The organism is Pseudodesulfovibrio hydrargyri (assembly GCF_001874525.1).
GTDB lineage: Bacteria > Desulfobacterota > Desulfovibrionia > Desulfovibrionales > Desulfovibrionaceae > Pseudodesulfovibrio > Pseudodesulfovibrio hydrargyri.
In genome coordinates this window covers 2428820-2446653 of sequence record NZ_LKAQ01000004.1, presented here as the reverse complement: position 1 = coordinate 2446653, position 17834 = coordinate 2428820, and the positions used below count along the sequence as shown (strand labels likewise).

At 65.7% G+C, this 17834-nt stretch carries 19 protein-coding genes and 1 riboswitch; of the genes, 13 read left to right on the top strand and 6 right to left on the bottom strand.

Translation table 11 applies throughout. The features are described 5' to 3' along the window. Positions 1 to 27: 27 nt before the first annotated feature. The 5 genes from gmhB to BerOc1_RS15590 all read right to left on the bottom strand — a co-directional run bounded on the left by gmhB (position 28) and on the right by BerOc1_RS15590 (position 3844). The gene (gmhB, locus tag BerOc1_RS15610; RefSeq protein ID WP_071546576.1) at positions 28 to 567 is read right to left on the bottom strand and encodes a D-glycero-beta-D-manno-heptose 1,7-bisphosphate 7-phosphatase; all 540 of its coding nucleotides are present in this window, start codon (positions 565 to 567) and stop codon (positions 28 to 30) included. A 2-nt stretch (positions 568 to 569) separates the two neighbouring features. Further along, entirely contained in the window at positions 570 to 1580 is a 1011-nt protein-coding gene (gene pdxA, locus BerOc1_RS15605) for a 4-hydroxythreonine-4-phosphate dehydrogenase PdxA (RefSeq protein ID WP_071546575.1), read from the bottom strand. 73 nt (positions 1581 to 1653) lie between these two features. Next, the gene (locus BerOc1_RS15600; protein ID WP_071546574.1) at positions 1654 to 2139 is read right to left on the bottom strand and encodes an NUDIX domain-containing protein; all 486 of its coding nucleotides are present in this window, start codon (positions 2137 to 2139) and stop codon (positions 1654 to 1656) included. Between the two features lie 492 nt (positions 2140 to 2631). Beyond that, positions 2632 to 3243, bottom strand: a complete 612-nt coding sequence (locus tag BerOc1_RS15595) for an L-threonylcarbamoyladenylate synthase (RefSeq protein ID WP_071546573.1) — start codon at positions 3241 to 3243, stop codon at positions 2632 to 2634. Between the two features lie 10 nt (positions 3244 to 3253). Next, positions 3254 to 3844 carry a TrmH family RNA methyltransferase gene (locus tag BerOc1_RS15590; protein WP_071546572.1) on the bottom strand — a complete coding sequence of 197 codons (591 nt, stop codon included), beginning with the start codon at positions 3842 to 3844 and terminating at the stop codon, positions 3254 to 3256. 183 nt (positions 3845 to 4027) lie between these two features. Between BerOc1_RS15590 and BerOc1_RS15585 the strand changes: the two genes are divergently transcribed. The 9 genes from BerOc1_RS15585 to BerOc1_RS15545 all read left to right on the top strand — a co-directional run bounded on the left by BerOc1_RS15585 (position 4028) and on the right by BerOc1_RS15545 (position 12432). Continuing rightward, complete coding sequence (locus BerOc1_RS15585; RefSeq protein WP_071546571.1) at positions 4028 to 4423, top strand: response regulator; 396 nt, start codon at positions 4028 to 4030, stop codon at positions 4421 to 4423. Positions 4424 to 4438: 15 nt separating this feature from the next. Further along, on the top strand, positions 4439 to 5164 hold the full coding sequence (locus BerOc1_RS15580) for an Hpt domain-containing protein (RefSeq protein WP_071546570.1): 726 nt from the start codon (positions 4439 to 4441) through the stop codon (positions 5162 to 5164). A 9-nt stretch (positions 5165 to 5173) separates the two neighbouring features. After that, positions 5174 to 6859 carry a chemotaxis protein CheA gene (locus tag BerOc1_RS15575; RefSeq protein WP_071546569.1) on the top strand — a complete coding sequence of 562 codons (1686 nt, stop codon included), beginning with the start codon at positions 5174 to 5176 and terminating at the stop codon, positions 6857 to 6859. A 13-nt stretch (positions 6860 to 6872) separates the two neighbouring features. Beyond that, positions 6873 to 7050, top strand: a riboswitch (cobalamin riboswitch). 123 nt (positions 7051 to 7173) lie between these two features. Beyond that, on the top strand, positions 7174 to 8148 hold the full coding sequence (locus BerOc1_RS15570; protein ID WP_071546568.1) for a sirohydrochlorin cobaltochelatase: 975 nt from the start codon (positions 7174 to 7176) through the stop codon (positions 8146 to 8148). Positions 8149 to 8152: 4 nt separating this feature from the next. Next, positions 8153 to 9190, top strand: coding sequence for a FecCD family ABC transporter permease (locus BerOc1_RS15565; protein WP_071546567.1), 1038 nt, complete (start codon positions 8153 to 8155; stop codon positions 9188 to 9190). Further along, on the top strand, positions 9183 to 9968 hold the full coding sequence (locus BerOc1_RS15560) for an ABC transporter ATP-binding protein (protein WP_071546566.1): 786 nt from the start codon (positions 9183 to 9185) through the stop codon (positions 9966 to 9968). The genes BerOc1_RS15565 and BerOc1_RS15560 overlap by 8 nt, the downstream gene beginning before the upstream one ends. After that, positions 9965 to 10858, top strand: coding sequence for an ABC transporter substrate-binding protein (locus tag BerOc1_RS15555; RefSeq protein WP_071546565.1), 894 nt, complete (start codon positions 9965 to 9967; stop codon positions 10856 to 10858). The genes BerOc1_RS15560 and BerOc1_RS15555 overlap by 4 nt, the downstream gene beginning before the upstream one ends. 69 nt (positions 10859 to 10927) lie before the next feature. Next, positions 10928 to 11641 carry a precorrin-2 C(20)-methyltransferase gene (cobI, locus tag BerOc1_RS15550; protein ID WP_071546564.1) on the top strand — a complete coding sequence of 238 codons (714 nt, stop codon included), beginning with the start codon at positions 10928 to 10930 and terminating at the stop codon, positions 11639 to 11641. Beyond that, positions 11638 to 12432, top strand: a complete 795-nt coding sequence (locus BerOc1_RS15545) for a sirohydrochlorin cobaltochelatase (RefSeq protein ID WP_071546563.1) — start codon at positions 11638 to 11640, stop codon at positions 12430 to 12432. The genes cobI and BerOc1_RS15545 overlap by 4 nt, the downstream gene beginning before the upstream one ends. Before the next feature lie 183 nt (positions 12433 to 12615). Here the strand turns inward: BerOc1_RS15545 and BerOc1_RS15540 are convergent, their stop codons facing one another. Next, complete coding sequence (locus BerOc1_RS15540; protein ID WP_071546562.1) at positions 12616 to 13494, bottom strand: alpha/beta fold hydrolase; 879 nt, start codon at positions 13492 to 13494, stop codon at positions 12616 to 12618. Positions 13495 to 13622: 128 nt separating this feature from the next. Between BerOc1_RS15540 and BerOc1_RS15535 the strand changes: the two genes are divergently transcribed. From BerOc1_RS15535 to lipA, 4 genes are read left to right on the top strand one after another with little or no spacing between them, the layout of a single operon-like run. Beyond that, on the top strand, positions 13623 to 15179 hold the full coding sequence (locus BerOc1_RS15535) for an ASKHA domain-containing protein (RefSeq protein ID WP_071546561.1): 1557 nt from the start codon (positions 13623 to 13625) through the stop codon (positions 15177 to 15179). Beyond that, positions 15169 to 16281, top strand: coding sequence for a small ribosomal subunit Rsm22 family protein (locus tag BerOc1_RS15530; RefSeq protein WP_071546560.1), 1113 nt, complete (start codon positions 15169 to 15171; stop codon positions 16279 to 16281). Before BerOc1_RS15535 ends, BerOc1_RS15530 begins: the two co-directional genes overlap by 11 nt. 9 nt (positions 16282 to 16290) lie before the next feature. Further along, positions 16291 to 16950: a lipoyl(octanoyl) transferase LipB gene (gene lipB, locus BerOc1_RS15525; protein ID WP_071546559.1), complete on the top strand. Its 660-nt coding sequence runs from the start codon at positions 16291 to 16293 to the stop codon at positions 16948 to 16950. Beyond that, complete coding sequence (gene lipA, locus BerOc1_RS15520) at positions 16880 to 17749, top strand: lipoyl synthase (protein ID WP_071546558.1); 870 nt, start codon at positions 16880 to 16882, stop codon at positions 17747 to 17749. The genes lipB and lipA overlap by 71 nt, the downstream gene beginning before the upstream one ends. Positions 17750 to 17834: the final 85 nt, after the last annotated feature.

Sequence of the window (17834 nt, the reverse complement as noted above, 5' to 3'; positions counted from 1 at the left end):
CTCCCCTTCCCCCCTGGCCGCCGGAGGCTACATCAAACTTTCGATGTACAGCGCGGCGGCGAAGAGGTCGTCGCAGACGTGGTCGGCGCGTTGGCCGCATTTGGCTTCCTGTTTCGCGCCCTTGCCGGTGCGCACGAGGATGGAGGTCGCGCCGGTGTTGTTGCCCAGCCCGATGTCGGCGGACTTGTCGCCGATCATGAAGGCCTGGGCCGGGTCGAAATCAAGCTGCGCGGCGGCCTGTTCCATGAGTCCGGGCTTGGGCTTGCGGCAGCGGCACTTGTCCTTGGGCTCGTGCGGACAGTAGAAGACGCCGTCGACGGCCACGCCTTCGGCCGCCAGGAGTTCGATCATGCGCTCGTTGCAGGCATGGACCGCGTCCACACCGTAGTAGCCGCGCGCCACGCCGCTCTGGTTGGTCAGCACGGCCAGGCCGAAGCCCATGCCCTGCATGCGCTTGAGACCCTCGGCGGCCTGGGGCAGGAGCTCCACCCCGTCCGGGTCGTGCAGGTAGTGCCTGTCATGGATGATGGTCCCGTCCCGGTCGAGGAGCACATAGCGCTTGAACATGGTCACTCCGCCTCGCCGACCAGTTTCCGGAGCATGTCCAGGGCGGCCCGGAAGCTGTCGATGGACGCCTCGCCCGTGCCCACCAGGTCGTAGCCGGTGCCGTGATCGGGCGAGGTGCGCGGATACGGCAACCCCAGGGTGACGTTCACGGCGCGGCTGAAATGGAGCAGCTTGAGCGGGGCCAGCCCCTGGTCGTGGTACATGGCCAGCACGGCCGGGTACTGCCCCTTGGCCGCGAAGTGAAAGATGGTGTCGCCCGGTATGGGACCGGCCACGTCGATGCCCTCCGCCCTGGCCTGTTCCAGGGCCGGGACGACGGTGGTGATCTCCTCGTCCCCGATGCGCCCGGACTCCCCGGCATGGGGGTTGAGGCCGCAGACGCCGATGGGGCCGTCCAGGCCGAGGCGCTCGAGGAAGTCGGCGGTCAACCGCAGGCAGTGCAGGATTCGCTCCCCGGTGACCAGGGCGGGCACGTCCCGCAGGCGCGGGTGGGTGGTCACCAGACTGACGCGCAGCTTGGGCGAGGGGTCGTCCGGGTCGTGGCCGCACAGGTGCATGCACACGTTGTCGCGGCCCACGCCGAGCTTTTCGGCGAGAAATTCCGTATGGCCGGGGAAGTCGAACCCGGCGGCGTTGAGCATGGCCTTGTTCAGGGGGCAGGTCAGCAGCCCCTGGGCCAGGCCGGACTGGAGGACATCAATGGCGGCGTCCATACTGACGCCCGCCGACAGGCCGCCTTCGCGGCACGGCGCGCCCGGGGGAAAGCGAACGCCGTCCAATTCGGACGGCTGGTGGATGTAGACGCCGGGCCCCTTGTCGCTGATTTGGTCCGGGGAATCGATGGGGGTGAAGAAACGGGCCGCGCCCAGCCGGGCCAGCTCGCGGTCCAGGGCCGGGACCGGGCCGATGAGCAGGAACCGGTCCGTGGACTCGCCGGAGTCCAGGAAATGCCTGGTGACCAGCTCGGGGCCGAGGCCGCAGGGATCTCCGAGGGTTATGCACAGGGTTCGCATGATCGTTTTACCTTGAAAGCGGTAGGTTCGGGAAAGGCCGGTTTCGGGAGGCTACGCCCGGGTCCGGGCCAAGTCAATCCGCGTCCGGACAGGAGGTTTCGCGGGCCTTGAGCGAGGCCAGATAGTCCGCCAAAATCCGGGCGTGGTCAAAGGCCAGCTCGGGCCACTCACCCAGGGGATAGACCCTGGCCTCGGCCGCGTCGTCGCCCGCCGCGAGCCGCGACGGGTCCTCGGGCACGCCGGTGTAGACCACGCTCATGGTGTGGCCGCGCGGATCGCGGGCCGGGTCCGAATAGACCCCGAGCAGGCCGGTCAACCGCACGGCCAGACCGGTCTCCTCCAGCATCTCGCGCTCGGCCGCGTGCTCGCAGGTCTCGCCGTAGTCCACGAATCCGCCGGGCAGGGCCCAGCCCAGAGGCGGATTGCTTCTCTTCACCAGGACCACGCCCTGGCCGCCGCCTTCCAGCGGCATGGCGATGACCACGTCCACCGTGGGGGTGGGATTCCGATACACATGAATTTCGCCCCCGCAATGGGGACAGGTTTGCACTTTGCCCATGGCACGCTCCGTTGGCTTATGGATACGGCAGGACTGTCCCCAAACACGGCCGCGAAGTCAAACCCCGGGAAAGGGATTCCACTTTTTTAACCCTGCCGCACGCCTCTTCCGGCCCACGGATACCCGCCGTCCCCGGCGCGGCATCAGAGGAAAAGATTGACTACGATTTCATCAACATACTGTTTTTAAAGACAATATATATTCATGCGAAACCATACGAGAAAGGCTTCATCGGACCATCCGGTGAAGCCTTGGCTTTCTCGTGTGCAAATAAAAGGAAGAACTTGTTTAGGATACAGCAATGGCCGTGCCAACGTCGTTTAAATTGGATATATTTCATATATATCATATAAAATCAGTAAATTACAGTAAAGAGAAAAGAAAAATAAAAAATCCTGCGCCCGGAAAAGGGTACAAGATTTTTTACCTCGGACCGGCAACGGTCCATTTCCCGTGAAGGCGGGTTCAAGTTTTTTGACCCGCCCGAACGGATCAGGCGTTGCGCACGGCCACGGAAAACCCCTTGTCGCAGAGTTTCTTGATGGATATCTCGCCCTCGCGGATGATCTCCAGCTGGCTGGAGCCGAGCATGCGGACCACGGTGGACGGTTTGTGGCCGCGCGGCCACGGCGGGTCGAAGTAGGCGCCGTCGACCATTTCCAGGAGCGCGGGATCGATGTCCTCGGGCATGGCCGCCGGAGGCTTGCCCGACAGATTGGCGCTGGTGGCCACGATGGGCTTGCGGAACCGGCGCGACAGCTCCGAGGCAAAGGGATGGCCGGACCAGCGCACCGAGGTGTAGCCCTCCTCGTCGGACAGCCAGGCGGGCAGTCCGGGCAGAGCCTTGACCAGGATGGACAGCGGGCCGGGCCAGAACGCACCGGCCAGGTCCAGCAGGGAGCGGGACTTTTCGGCGGTGACCAGGTCGAGCATGTCCAGCCCGCCGATGATCAGCGGCAGGGGCCGTTCCTCGGAGCGTCCCTTGACGTGGGCCACGCGGTCGCAGGCCTTCTCGCTGGTGGCGTCGCAGCCCAGCGCGTAGAGGGTTTCGGTGGGGTATATGACGATGCCGTTGGAACGCAGGGCCTTGAGCAACTCTTGCATGACTCTCTCCTTACCTCGAATACCATTGGGTTTTGAGCGATTCCAGTTCCTCCCGGGAGAAGGAGGGTTGGTCGTACATGCCGGCGGCGTTCCGCTGGGTGAACGCCTGATACAATATGATGGCCGCGGCCACCGAGACGTTGAAGCTCTGGACCATGCCCTGCATGGGGATGTAGACCTCGTCCGGGACCAGCCTGGCCAGATCCGGCGAAGTGCCCCGGTGCTCGTTGCTCAGGATGACCGCCGTGGGCCGGGTGAAGTCGATGTCCATGACCGGCCGGGCCGTGTCCGAAAACCCGGTGCGCAGGATGCGCATGCCCTGCCCCTTCAGTTCGGCGACCATCTCGGCCGCGTCCACGTGCTCGGTGCGCTCGATCCATTTCTTGGCCGAGGCCGAACTCTTCTGGGCCAGGTCGGGCCACTGCGAGTCAGTGTAGTACAAGTGCACCCCGGCCACGCCGAAGGCGTCGCAACTCCTGAGGACCGCCGAAACATTGTGGGGGTCCCAGATGTTGTCCATGATCAGGGTCAGGTCCCGCTGCCGCCTGGACAGCACCGCGTCGATGCGTTTTTTCCTTTCTTCCGTTATCTGTCTGGGCATGCGGCGTTGGTATCCATTCTGCAATGGTTTGGCAACCCCGGACCCCCTCCCTGGGTGTCGCAACCGGCCAGATTATAATGTGATGCGAGTTATAAATTCCTATCATCATATTGACATTTTTTCATTTTACGTAGGAAAAGAAGATGTGAATTCTCTTTCCAAGACAAGAAAGCGGAGAACGAAATGCGTGCACTTATTGTCGAAGACGAATTCCTAAGCCGCAAGGTCCTGCGGTCGTTCCTGATGACCCTCTTCGAGGTGGACATCGTGGTCAACGGCCGGGAGGCGGTCGAGGCGTTCAAGCTGGGCCATGACGAAAACAGGCCGTACGACCTGATCCTCATGGACATCATGATGCCCGAGGTGGACGGGATAGAGGCGTTGCAGAAGATTCGGGCCCTCGAGACAAAGCACAACTACCGGCCGAGGGTCAAGGTGATCATGACCACGGCCCTGGACGACCCCCGGACGGTCATCCGAACCTTCCACGACGGCGAGGCTTCGGCCTACATCGTCAAGCCGGTCGCCAAAGACAAGTTGTACGCCGAGCTGGAAAAGCTCGGGCTCCTGCACAAGTAAAGCCGAGGACCCGTCATGAGCGAAGACCCGATGGTCGAGGAGTTCTTCTCCGAAGTCAACGACAAGTATTACCCCCAGGTAATGGAGGGACTCGAACTGCTCGAGGGCGACGATCTGAGCCAGGGCATCGAGATCCTGGCCCGCCCCCTGCACACCATCAAGGGCGTAACCGGGTTCATGGCGGGCTTTGAAGAGGCTTCCCACTTCACTCACAAGATAGAGGATTTCCTGAAGAAGGTGCAGTCCGGCGAGGTCGAGTCGACGCCGGGCAACGTGACCCTGCTCTCGCGCGGGGTGAACATGATCTTCCAGGTTCTGGAACAACTCAGGGAGGGCGACACGGACACCGGTGAGCGCGAGGAGGTCCTGTCCCTGATCAAGGAGGCGTCCTCCAGCGAACAGGCCGAGGGCGAGTCGCTCGGCGCGGGTGTGGACGTGGAGACCCGGGACGGGGTGACCGTGATCACGGTCAAGGACCCGCGCGTCCACCTGGAGGGCCACTTCAAACCGATCATCTCCGCCATCCTGTCCATCGAGCCCGGCGACCCGGTGCTCCTGGACCTCGGCGGGGTGCTGACCTTCGGCTCCGGGGCTTGGGCCGCCGTGGCCAGCATGGGCACGACCTTCAAGATCGCGGCCTGCAACCTCTCCCCGGACGCCAAGCAGACGCTTATCGGGTGGGGCCTCGACAAAACCATTTCCATATATCCCGACAGGGAAACCTACTTCACCGCGCAATAAGGGGAAGCCATGCAGGACAGCATCATCCAGTGCATCGAGGACATCGAACAGCAGATCCTCGAAGTTGACGCCACCGGCCAGGGGGTCGAGGCGGTGGTGGACGCACTCGGCCTGTCTTGCATGCAGCTCTCCTCCGCCGGGGTCATCGCCCTGCTGGACATGCTCAAGGACGGCATCACGCCGGTCAACAGCGAGATCATCACCTCCCTGCTCGGCATCTGCGAGGCCCAGAAGAAGTTCTTTTTCGCCCTGGGCGGCCTGCTCGAGGGCAGCGCCGACGCCCTGGCCAAGATCAAGACCTCGCCGTCCGCCCCGGTGATCGAGGAGTCCGAGGAGGACGCGGCCAAGGCCTTCGAGGAACCGCCCACGGCCGAGGCCGACGTGCCCGAGGAAGAGGAAGCGGGCACCGAATCCAAACCCGACTCCAAGGCGGACGCCAAGGCCGAGTCCAAGTCCGACTCCAAGGCGGACGCCAAGTCCGCAACCTCGGCCATCTCCTCCATCCGCGTGGCCACCGACCGGCTCGACCGGGTCATCGAACTGGTCGGCAAGCTCATGGTCACCTACGCGGTCATCGCCCAGGGCGGGGCCACCAGCATGACCCAGATGGCCTCCAGCCTGCGCGAGCTGGACAACGTCATCACCCGGCTCCAGCAGGAGGTCAACGCCATCCGCCTGGTGCCGCTCAAGCAGATTTTCATGCCCATGCACCGGCTGGTCAAGAGCCTGTCCCAGAAGATCGGCAAGAAGCTCGACTTCGAGGTCAAGGGCGACGACCTGGCCCTGGACAAGACCATCGTGGAATCCCTGAACGAACCCCTGGTCCACCTGCTCCGCAACGCCGTGGACCACGGCCTGGAAGACCCCGAGGGACGCAAGGCCGCGGGCAAGCCGGAAAGCGGCACCGTGACCCTGTCCGCCTGGCGCAAGGGCGACAGCGCCTTCATCCAGGTCAGCGACGACGGGCGCGGCCTGGACCCGGACCGCATCCTGGCCAAGGCGCTGGAAAAGGGGCTGGCCGACCCGGACAAGGAGTACGAGACCGAGGAGATTCTCCAGTTCGTGCTCCAGAGCGGCTTCTCCACGGCCGAAAAGATCACCGACGTGTCCGGGCGCGGCGTGGGCATGGACGCCGTGGTCAACGCCATCAAGGTCGCCCTGGACGGCGAGGTGTCCATCAAGAGCACGCTCGGCAAGGGCGCGTCCTTCACCATCGTCATCCCCCTGGACCGCTCGGCCAACGAGGGCATCGTGGACGCCCTGGTCTGCAAGGTGGGCGGCGACACCTTCATCATGCCCAGCCGCGACGTGGTCGAGATATACATGCCCCGGCACAACGACGTGGTCGAACTGCCCGACGGCCGCGAGACCGTGGACGTGCGCGGCGAGATCCACTCCCTGCTCCGGCTGGCCGACCTCCTGGAACTGACCCCGGAGATCGACAACATCGAGATGGCCCAGGCCATCGTGGTCCGGGTGGGCGACTACAAGGGGGCCATCCTGGTGGACGAAGTGCTCCGCCAGCAGCAGGTGGTCATCACCGGCTTCACCGTGCCGGTGCAGGAAATCTTCGACATCCCCATCCTGGGCTACGGCATGATGGGCGAATCCGACGCCCTGGTCATCAACGCCGAGGAAATGATCCAGCAATTCCAGGAACGCATCGCCAAGGCCGCCGACTCCTCCTTGACATAACCGCCGCCCGGAGCATAATCCTCAATCTTCAGGTGTCCTCGGACTCAATAGGGAATCCCGTGCGAATCGGGAGCGGACCCGCCGCCGTGACGTCCTGCCGAACCGCTGCCATTCATGCCACTGGGGTTTCCCCTGGGAAGGCGGCAGCGGGAGGGACCAGCCGGAAGACCTGCCTGAAGCGCGCAAAGGACTTGCCACGGTGGTACGTGGGCTTGCCGCCGAGGTATCGAAGGGAATAATACGGACCCCTTCCTCTGAATTCGATGAGGAAGGGGTTTTTCATTTCCCTCACCCGCCCCTTTTGGAGAACATTGATGACCTTGTTCAGAAACTCCATCTTCCTCCTGCTCGCCCTGCTGCTGGCCGTCCCGGCGCAGGCCGGGCACCACGACGAGGGCCCGGCCAAACCGGCCATCGTCCTGGCCGCCTTCGGCACCTCCTATCCCGAAGCGGTCAAATCCATCCTGAACATCAAGACCAAGGTGGAAGCGGCCAACCCCGGCGTGCCCGTGCGCCTGGCCTTCACCTCCAACATCATCCGCCACATCTGGCAGAAGCGTCAGGACGACGCGGCCTGGAAAACGGCGCACGCCGACATCCCCGAGGAAGTCCTGTACGTCAAGCACCCGCTGGCCACCATCGCGGACCTCCAGAACGACGGCTACCGCGACGTCACCGTGCAGTCCCTGCACGTTTTCGCGGGCGAGGAGTTCAACGACCTGCTCGCCCTGATCGGCGGGCTCAAGGCCATCCGCACCCTCAAGGCCAAGAACATGCCCTTCGCCCGGCTCGCCGTCGGCCGCCCGGCCCTGGGCATGCCCGGCACGGAATATCCGTACACCGAGGACATGGCCCGGGCCGCCAAGATCCTCAAGGACGACGTGGACCAGGCCAAAAAGCTTGGCGCTGCCCTGGTCTACATGGGCCACGGCAACGACTTCTTCTCCACGGGCATCTATGCGGAATTCCAGAAGGTGCTCCAGGCTGAATACGGCTACCCCATCTTCATCGGCTGCGTGGAGGGCTATCCGGCCTTCGACGACATGGAGGCGCAGCTCAAGGGCGCGGGCAAGAAAAAGGTCCTGCTCAAGCCGTTCATGATCGTGGCCGGGGACCACGCCTCCAACGACATGGCCGGCAACGAGGACGACTCCTGGAAGACCATGCTGACCAAGCGGGGCTACACGGTGACCACCGACCTGCGCGGCCTGGGCATGCTCGACGGCTGGGCCGACATCTACGTGGACCATCTCAAGGACGCCATGGCCGCAACGCCGGGCGCGCAATAGGATCATGACGACCGCCGCCTCCCGTACCCCCCTGCGCAACGGCCTGACCGTGGCCCTGCTCGCCGCCGTGCTTGCCGGGCTGGGCCTGGCCGCCTGCGGCCTGGGAGTCATCCCCATCCCGCCGGACGAGATCCTGCGCGGGCTGCTGGACGGGCTGAGGGGGGCGGCGGATTCCCTGAGCGCCACCACGGCGGGCATCCTTTTCGACGTCCGCCTGCCGCGCATCCTGACCTGTACGGCCGTGGGCTTCGGCCTGGCCGTGGCGGGCGCTGTCTTCCAGGGGCTGCTGCTCAACCCCCTGGCCGACCCGTTCACCCTGGGCGTGTCCTCGGGCGCGGCCTTCGGCGCGGCCCTGGCCCTGCTCCTGGGGCTCTCCTTTTTCGGACCGGCCACCCTCCTGGTCCTGGCCTTTGCGGGCGCGGCCCTGACCTTAGCCGCCGTCATCTCGCTGGCCGGGCGGGACGGCGAGCTGTCCCCGGCCTCGCTCATCCTGGCCGGGGTCATCGTCTCGGCCATCCTCTCGGCGGGCATCAGCTTCATCAAGTACCTGGCCGATGAGCGGGTTTCGGTCATCGTCTTCTGGCTCATGGGCAGCTTCGTGGGCCGGACCCTGGGCGACGCCGCCCTGGCCGGCTTCGCCGCGCTGACGGCCTTCGCGGTCTGCCTCTACTACGGCCGCGACCTGAACATCATGAGCCTGGGAACCCGCTCGGCCCGCAGCCTGGGCGTGGACACCGGCCGGGTGCGCCTGATCCTGCTGGTGACCGCCTCCCTGGTCAGCGCGGTCTGCGTGTCCGTGAGCGGGATCATCGGCTTCGTCGGGCTGATTGTTCCGCACCTGATGCGCATGGTCGTGGGCCCGGACAACCGCTGGCTGCTGCCCGCCTCGGGCCTGGGCGGGGCCATCCTGCTCCTGCTGGCCGACACCGTGACCCGCGCGCTGCTGCCCCACGAGGTGCCCATCGGCGTGCTCACCGCGCTCATCGGCGGCCCGGTCTTCTGCTGGATATTCAGCCGCTCCCGGAGGCTGGCCCGTGGATAGCGCCACCTTCACCCTGCAGGACCTCGGCTTCTCCTACGGCGACACGCCGGTCCTGCACGGCCTGGACCTGGGCTTTGCCCCGGGCATGGTCCACGGGGTCGTCGGGCCCAACGGCAGCGGCAAGTCCACCCTGCTCGGCCTGCTGGCCGGGCTGATCGCGCCCACCTCGGGCGCGGTGCGCCTCAACGGCGAGGACGTGTCCGGCTGTCCTCCGGCCCGGCTGGCCGCACGCTGCGCCCTGGTCTCCCAGGACCAGCCCCTGCGCTTCCCGTTCACCGTGGCCGAGACCGTGCTCATGGGGCGGCACCCGCACATTCCCCGGTTCAGCCGCCCTTCGCTGCGCGACATGGAACGCGTGGAACAGGCCCTGGCCGGCATGGACCTCTCAAGCCTGCGCCACCGTCCCGTGGCCGACCTGTCCGGGGGCGAGCGCCAGCGCACCGCCGTGGCGCGCGGTCTGGCCCAGGACACCCCGGCCCTGCTCCTGGACGAACCCACCTCGGCCATGGACATCCGCCACGCCATGGCGACCATGGAGGAGCTCGCCCGGCTGGCCGGAACGGGCCGCACCGTGGTGGCCGTGCTCCACGACCTGAACCTGGCCGCGCGGTACTGCGACAACCTGGTCATGCTGGACAAAGGGGCCGTTCACGCCTATGGCAACGTGTCCCGCACGCTCACTCCCGAAAACATCCACGCGGTCTTCGGCGTGCGCGCAGCCGTTCTGGAAACCGAATACGGACCGCACATCGCCTATATCCAAGGAAACCGATCTTGAAACGCCTCTTCTTCACCTTCGCCTTCATCCTGCTCCTCTGTTCCACCGCCCAGGCCCGGACCATCACCGACGATTCGGGACGGACCGTCGCCTTCGAAAAGCCGTTCACCCGGATCATCTCCCTGTACGGGGCGCACACCGAAAACCTCTTCGCCCTCGGACTGGACGAGCAGATCATCGGCGTGTCCACAGGCGAGGACTATCCGGCCGCGGCCCTGGCCAAGCCCGCCTTCAACGCCCGGGACGGGGTGGAGAAGTTCCTGGCCGCCAAGCCCGACCTCATCCTGGTCCGGCCCATGCACATGCGCACCTACGCCGGGCTGTGGAACGCGCTCGCCCGCCACGGCGTCACCGTGGTCTCGCTCCAGCCCGACTCCGTCGAGGCCATGTTCGACTACTGGCGCGCCCTGGGCGCCCTGACCGGCCGCCAGACCAAGGCCGAATACATGATCGAGGACTTTCGCGACGGCGTGCGCCGCGCCGAGGACCGGCTGTCCACCATCCCCGTGGAAGAGCGGCCCGGCGTGTTCTTCGAATCCATCCACCGCAAGTCCGCCACCTTCTCGCCCGGCTCCATGCCCTTGTTCGTCCTGGAAAAGGCGGGCGGCATCAACGTGGCCGCCGACGCCCGCCCCCGCCACGGAACCAACATCGCGGACTACGGCCTGGAACGGCTGCTGGACAAAGGGAATAAAATCGACGTCTACCTGGCCCAGCACGGGACCATGAACGACGTCTCGGTCGGCGACATCGTGAACAGCCCGGCCGCCTCGCGTATCAGGGCCGTCCTGACCCGCAACGTCTTCCTGGTGGACGAGCACCTGGTCTCGCGCCCCACCCTGCGCCTGCTCGAAGGCATCGATACCGTGTACCAGCTCCTGCATCCCTAGCCCCAAGTTGACGGGCCAACGCAAAACAGACACAGTCGGCTACCGACAAAAACAGAACGGATAGACAACGTGACCAAGAAAGGCACCCTCTACGGCATCGGGGTCGGCCCCGGCGACCCGGAATTGCTCACCCTCAAGGCCGTGCGCGTCCTCGGACAGGTGGACGTGATCTTTGCCGCCGCCTCCACCAAAAACGACTATTCCACGGCCTACTCAATCGCCAAACCGCATCTCAAGGACGACGTGCGCATCGTCCGCCTGGGCTTCCCCATGACCAAGGACCAGGACGCCCTGGACGAGGCCTGGGCCGAGAACGCCCGGCTCGTGGCCGAGGTCCTGGACAACGGCCAGGACGCCGCCTTCCTGACCCTGGGCGATCCCCTGACCTACTCCACCTACGGCTACCTGCAGCGCACCCTGCTGGCCATGAACCCGGACCTGCGCCTGCGCGCCGTGCCGGGCATCACCTCCTTTCACGCCGCGGCCGCGCGCATCGGCCTGGTCCTGTGCGAGTCCAAGGAGTCCCTGCTGATCACCTCGGGCGTGGCCGATCCGGCCCGCCTGGAGGAGCAGCTGAACACCGCCGACAACGCGGTCATCCTCAAGGCGTACAAGAACTTCGACGACATCCGCGCCCTGCTGACCAAGCTCCGCCTGGCCGACACCACGGTGCTCGTCTCCCGCCTGGGCATGGACGAGGAGTCCATCCTCATGGACATCAAGGACGCGCCCAAGCAGCCGCACTACTTCTCCCTGGCCCTGGTCAAGAGGAACAAGGCGTGAGCACCGCCATCGTCCTGGCCGCCTTCGGCTCCCGGCACAAGAACGCCATGGCCTCGCTCAGCCACATCACCGAGCGGGTCAGGGCGGCCTACCCGGACATCCCGGTGCGCGTGGCCTATACCTCCAAGACCATCCGGGGCCACATGAAGAAGGCGGGCGAAGAGGCCGACTCCGTGCCCGCCGCCCTGGACAAGCTCCTGAGCGAAGGCGTCACCCACGTGGCCGTCCAGTCCCTGCACCTCATCCCGGGCACCGAGTTCCACGAACTCCTCGGCCTGGCCAACGAGCTCATGCTCCGCGAGCACGGCTTCACCCGTGTGGAAGTCGGCTTCCCCCTGGTGGCCGGCGAGGCGGGCGTGGAAGCGGTGGCCGACGCGGTCCTGGCCATCGCCGAACAGGGCAAGGGCGAGAACGACGCCGTGCTCTTCATGGGCCACGGCACCAAGCACGACGGCAACGTTTACTACGAGGCCCTGCACCGCGCCTTCCAACAGCGCGACCCGTCCGTTCACATGGGGGCCATGGAGGCCGAACCCGGCATCGACGCGATCATCGAACGGTTCACCCGCGACGGCGTCAGAAAAGCCCATCTCCTGCCCTTCCTCTTCGGCGCGGGCTGGCACGCCGCCCGCGACATGGTCGGCGACTCCGAGACCAGCTGGAAGACCCGCCTGGAAAAGGCGGGCATCGAGTGCGAGGCCGAACTCAAGGGCGCGGGCGAATACGACCGCCTGGTGGACATCTGGCTCAGCCACCTCCACGACGCGCTCAAGCGCATGAACCGCTGCTAGCGGCCGGGGGAAGGGGAAAGGTCCGGGAACCCCTTTGGATCAGGAGAACCGCATGAGGCGCTCCGGAAGAGACGGGATCGAGGTCAGGAGAGGGCTAGCCGAGTTTCAACCAGTCGGTCCGGAGCGCATGGAGCGCTGCCAGGGGCGCCTCCGCCTCCATCTCCCTTAGTCTTGAACGAGCCACTATTGCCGGGCCGCCCGCCGCATGTGTTCGGCCATCGCGTCCACGATGCGCGGCCAGACCGGTGTGGGCAGGTCGTGGCCCATGCCTTCGATTACCAGCAGTTCCGCGTCCGGTATGAGCCGGGCCGTCTCCCTGCCGCCCTCCAGGGACATGAAGGGGTCCCTGTCGCCGTGGATCACGAGCGCGGGGGCCTTGATCGAAGCGATGGAGGATTTCCGATAGCCGTGGGCCCCGACGGCCAGTCCCTGTCGGGCCATGCCCTGCGGATGATAGGACCGGTCGAAACTCGCGCCCAGAAGATTCCGCAACCGTTCCTCCTCAAAGGGAAAACCGGGGCTCCACAGCTTCCGCCACATGTCCGTCTGGTGCGCGACGAACGCCTCGCGCTCGGCCGGAATGGGCTTGTACACCTCTGCCAGGACGTCGTCCGCAATCTTGGGCAGTTCGGGGTTCCCCGTGCTCGACATGATGGACGTCAGGCTCAGGACGCGCGCCGGGTGCCGGTACGCCACGACCTGGGCGATCATGCCCCCGACCGAGGCGCCGCAGACGTGCGCCTTGTCGATACGAAGGGCGTCGAGCAGGCCCACGGCGTCATCCGCCATGTCCTCGAGGGTATAGGCGGGCGCCACCGACCGACCGGCCATGGCCGCCGCGATGTCGGGTACGCCAGCCTCGTCGAACTTGGTGGACAGGCCTACGTCCCGGTTGTCGAAACGGATCACGTAACACCCACGCTCCGCCAGCATCTCGCAGAATCCGGACTCCCAATAGATCATCTGGCTTCCGCCGCCCATGATCAGCAACAACGCCGGCCCCTTGTCATCGCCGAACGTATCGTACTCAATGTCAATGCCATTGGCCTTTATCCGAGACATGATGCCTTCCTTTCGTTTGATTCCTCGCTGACCAAAATCATTACCAATTCCCGCCCCCGCTGCCAATCCCGATGCCCGCCGTTTACAGCGCACGCGCCTTGGGCTAGTCTGCGCCCCACGGAGATCACGTGAGCATACTTATACACACCCATGACGGCGGACGCTTCGCCCTGGAACCCAGGCCGGGCGACACCCTGGCCCGGACCATATTTCTCTCCCGGCTATGGCACGGCGTGCCGTTGTGCTCCGGACTGGGCAAGTGCGGCCTGTGCCGCGTGCGCTATCTCAAGGATGCGCCCGAGGCGAATCGCGACGAGTTGAAGAAGCTCGGCCAGGACCGGCTCGACCAAGGCTGGCGGCTTGCCTGCCTGCACCCGTCCGAGCCGTGCGAGATCGAGCTGCCCGAACCGGTACGCAGCCAGCGTGCCGTACGCGCCCTGAAACAGGCCTGCGGCGACTTCGCCCTGGCCGTGGACCTGGGCACCACGTCGGTTCACTGGACCGCTTTGGTTGACGGAGAACCCGTGGCCACGGGCCGCGAACTCAACCCGCAGATGGGCATGGGGTCCGAAGTCATGTCCCGGCTGGCCGCCGCGTCCACGGCGGAGGGACGGTTCGTGCTCCGCGCCCTGATCACCGACCGCATCACCGAGCTGGCCCAGCTGGCCGCCCGCAACCTGGGCGGGAACTGCGTGGCGCTGGCCGTTTCCGGCAACCCGGCCATGACCTACATCCTGCTCGGCAAGAAGCCGGACGACCTGGCCGCCGCGCCCTACGAACTGACCTATTTCGGCGGCGACGAGAAACGCTTGGGCGCGGGGTTGCCCCCCGCGTACATCCCGCCCCTGCTCGCGCCCTTCGTGGGCGCGGACCTGTCCGCCGGGCTGACCGCCGTGGAGTATGGCGGCGAGCCGCAGTATCCGTTCCTCCTGGCCGACCTCGGGACCAACGGCGAGTTCATCCTGGCCTTGTCGCCCACTGAGCGGCTGTGCGCCAGCGTGCCCATGGGCCCCGCCCTGGAAGGCGTGGGGTTGTCCTTCGGCCGCACCGCCGGGCCCGGGGCGATCACCGGCTTCCAGCTGACGCCCAAGGGGCTGGAAACCCGCTATTTCGATGACTCGGACGCCGCCCAGGCGACGAGAACGGGCATGACCGGCACGGGCTATCTGTCCCTGGCCGCCGTGCTGCGCGTCCACGGCGTGCTGGACGAGACCGGGCGCTTTGCCCAGGGGACCACTCCCCTGGCCGCGCGGCTGGCGGAACGGGTGACGGCCCTGGACGGCGAGCCCGCCTTTGCGGTCAACGGCGAGGTCAGGCTCCCGGCCTCGGACGTGGAGGAGATCCTCAAGGTCAAGGCGGCCTTCAACCTGGCCGTGTCCACCCTGCTGGGGGCCGCCGGAATCGGTCCGGGCGGGCTGAAGCGAATTTATCTGGCCGGTGCCTTGGGCGAACACGTCTCGCCCGCCGACCTGGAGACCCTGGGCTTTCTGCCGCCCGGCTGCGCGGCCCGGACGGTCAAGGAGGGCAACACGTCGCTCAAGGGCACGGAGCTGCTCCTGGCCGACCCGGCGGCGCGGACCTTCGCCGAATCCCTGCCCGAGGGGCTGACCCGCGTGGACCTGACCGGCGACGCCGATTTTGGCGACCAATTCATCCAAAGGATGCGTTTTTCCTATGTCGATTGACGGCCTGTTTCCCAACCTGACCGAGGACAACGTCGAACAGCTCGTACGCTTCGAGGGGTTGCTCAAGCGCGCCTGGCCGCTCAGGGGCAAGCACCGCGACCAGCTGAAGTACGACATCCGGGACATGTCGCGCAGCCTGACCAACGAACGGTCCACCCGACGCAAGGAGTACATGACCGACGACAAGTTCCTGTCGCCGTATCTCTACTATTTCCTGCCCTGGAACCTGTTCCGCCTGTCCCGGCTGTTCACCGGCCTGGAACTGGACATCCCCGAGGACGGCAACGTGGCCGATCTCGGCACCGGCCCGCTGACCACGGTCCTGGCCCTGTGGATGTCCCGGCCGCATCTGCGCGAACGGCGTCTGAACTTCACCTGCCTGGACATCGCGCCCAAGACCATGGCCACCGGGCTCAAGCTCTTCCAGGCCCTGGCGGGCGAAGGCTCGCCCTGGCGGATCAAGACGGTCAAGGCCGGGTTCACGGACCACATCCGCGACAAGGCGGACCTGCTCATGGCCGCCAACGCCTTCAACGAGCTGGACTGGTCCGGCCGGTCCACCCGGCCCCAGGCCGAAAAGCTGGCCGCGCACATGATCGGCTCCGCCAAGGAGACCGGACGCATCCTGCTCGTGGAGACCGGCGTGCGCCTGGCCGGGCGGATCATAGCCGAGATGCGCGCCCAGTTTCTGGAAAAGAGCTACAAGCCCATAGCGCCGTGCCCGCACACGGGCGAATGCCCCATGCCCGCCATGGGCCAGGGGCCGTGGTGCCACTTCAACTTCTCTACCAAGGGCGCGCCCGAGTGGCTGGAGCGGATTTCCGGGGAGGCGTCCCTGGCAAAGGACAACGTCAGCCTCAACTTCCTCTATCTTTCGCCCGGCGGCGCTTCCGAGTGGGGCGCGGTGCGGGCCGTTTCCGAGCCCTTCAAGCTGCACGGCGGCAGGGGTCAGTACGCCTGCTCGGACAAGGGGCTGACCCTGATCGAGTACGCGCCCGGCGCGCACCCCCTGTTCCCGGGCCAACTGATCGCGCCCGCCTGGCCGCAAAACCCCAAGACGGACCTCAAGTCCAAGGCGCTCATCCTCCCCTACAAACCATAAGAGCGAGCAATGAAGATCATCGATCTCGGGCTGATCGGCTACAAGGACGCCGAAGCCCTGCAACTGAAAGCCCTGGACGCCGTGTCCGGCGGCGAACAGGAAAACACCGTGTTCCTGCTGGAGCACCCCAACGTCATCACCCTGGGCCGCCTGGGCGGTTCCGAGAACCTGCACCTGGACCCCGAGGAGCTGCAGATCCGGGGCATCGACATGGTCCAGACCACGCGCGGCGGGAACATCACCTGCCACTTCCCCGGCCAGCTGGTGGCCTACCCCATCTGGCGGGTGGAGAAGCGGCCAGGCGGCATGCGCCAGTTCTTCCACGACATGGAGCAGGCGGTCATCGACACCTGCGCGCACTTCGGGGTCGAGACCATCCGGCGTCCCAAGCATCCGGGCGTCTGGGTGAACGAGACCCGCAAAATATGTTCCATGGGCATCGGCGTGCGCCGCTGGGTCACCTACCACGGCCTGGCTTTGAACGTGGCCCGTGACACGAGCCTTTTCGACGCCATCACCCTGTGCGGCATCCAGGGCGCGGTACCCACTTCCATCTCCGCCGAAGCCGGGCGGGACATCGACATGGAGGACGTTAAGCATGTCTTCAAGCGAGCCTTTGCAAAAGCCTTTGCGAATTCCGCCGTGGCTGCGGATCAAGCTGCCGAGTAACGAGAACTTCTCCAACACCTCGGAGCTCATCGGCGACCTGCACCTGAACACGGTCTGCCAAAGCGCCAAGTGCCCCAACAAATGGGAGTGCTTTTCCAAGAACGTGGCCACCTTCCTGATCATGGGGGCGATCTGCACGCGCAACTGCGCGTTCTGCAACATCACCTCCGGCGACCTGGAACCGCTGGACCCGAGCGAGCCCGGCCGCGTGGCCGAGGCCGCGCGCCGACTCAAACTCAAGCACGTGGTCATCACCTCGGTCACCCGCGACGACCTCGCGGACGGCGGGTCCGGCCACTTCGCGGCCTGCATCCGGGCCGTGCGCGAGGCCATGCCCGAGTGCACGGTGGAGGTCCTCATCCCGGACTTTCAGGGTGACGAATCAGCACTCAAGGCAGTACTCGACGCGCGCCCAAGCGTGCTCAACCACAACCTGGAAACCGTGCCGGTCCTGTACGATGCCATCCGGCCCCAGGCGGACTACCGCCAGTCCCTGGCCGTGCTGGAGAACGCCAAGCGCATGTGTCCGGACATCCCGACCAAGTCCGGGATCATGGTCGGCCTGGGCGAGACCGACGACCAGATCATGACCGTATTGGACGACCTAGCGGCCATAGCCTGCGACATCGTGACCATCGGCCAGTACATGCAGCCCAGCCGTCAGCACCCCATGGTCAAACGGTATGTGGAGCCCGAGGTCTTCGAGATGTACGCCGAAGAAGGCAAAAAGCGCGGTATCCGCCACATGTTCAGCGCCCCGCTGGTGCGGTCCAGCTACAACGCCGCCGACTTCGTTTAACCAGACTGACAAACACTACAAAAGAAGGCCGACAGGTAATATCACCGTGTCGGCCTTCTTTTTTCCTATAGAAACACCGCGCGCC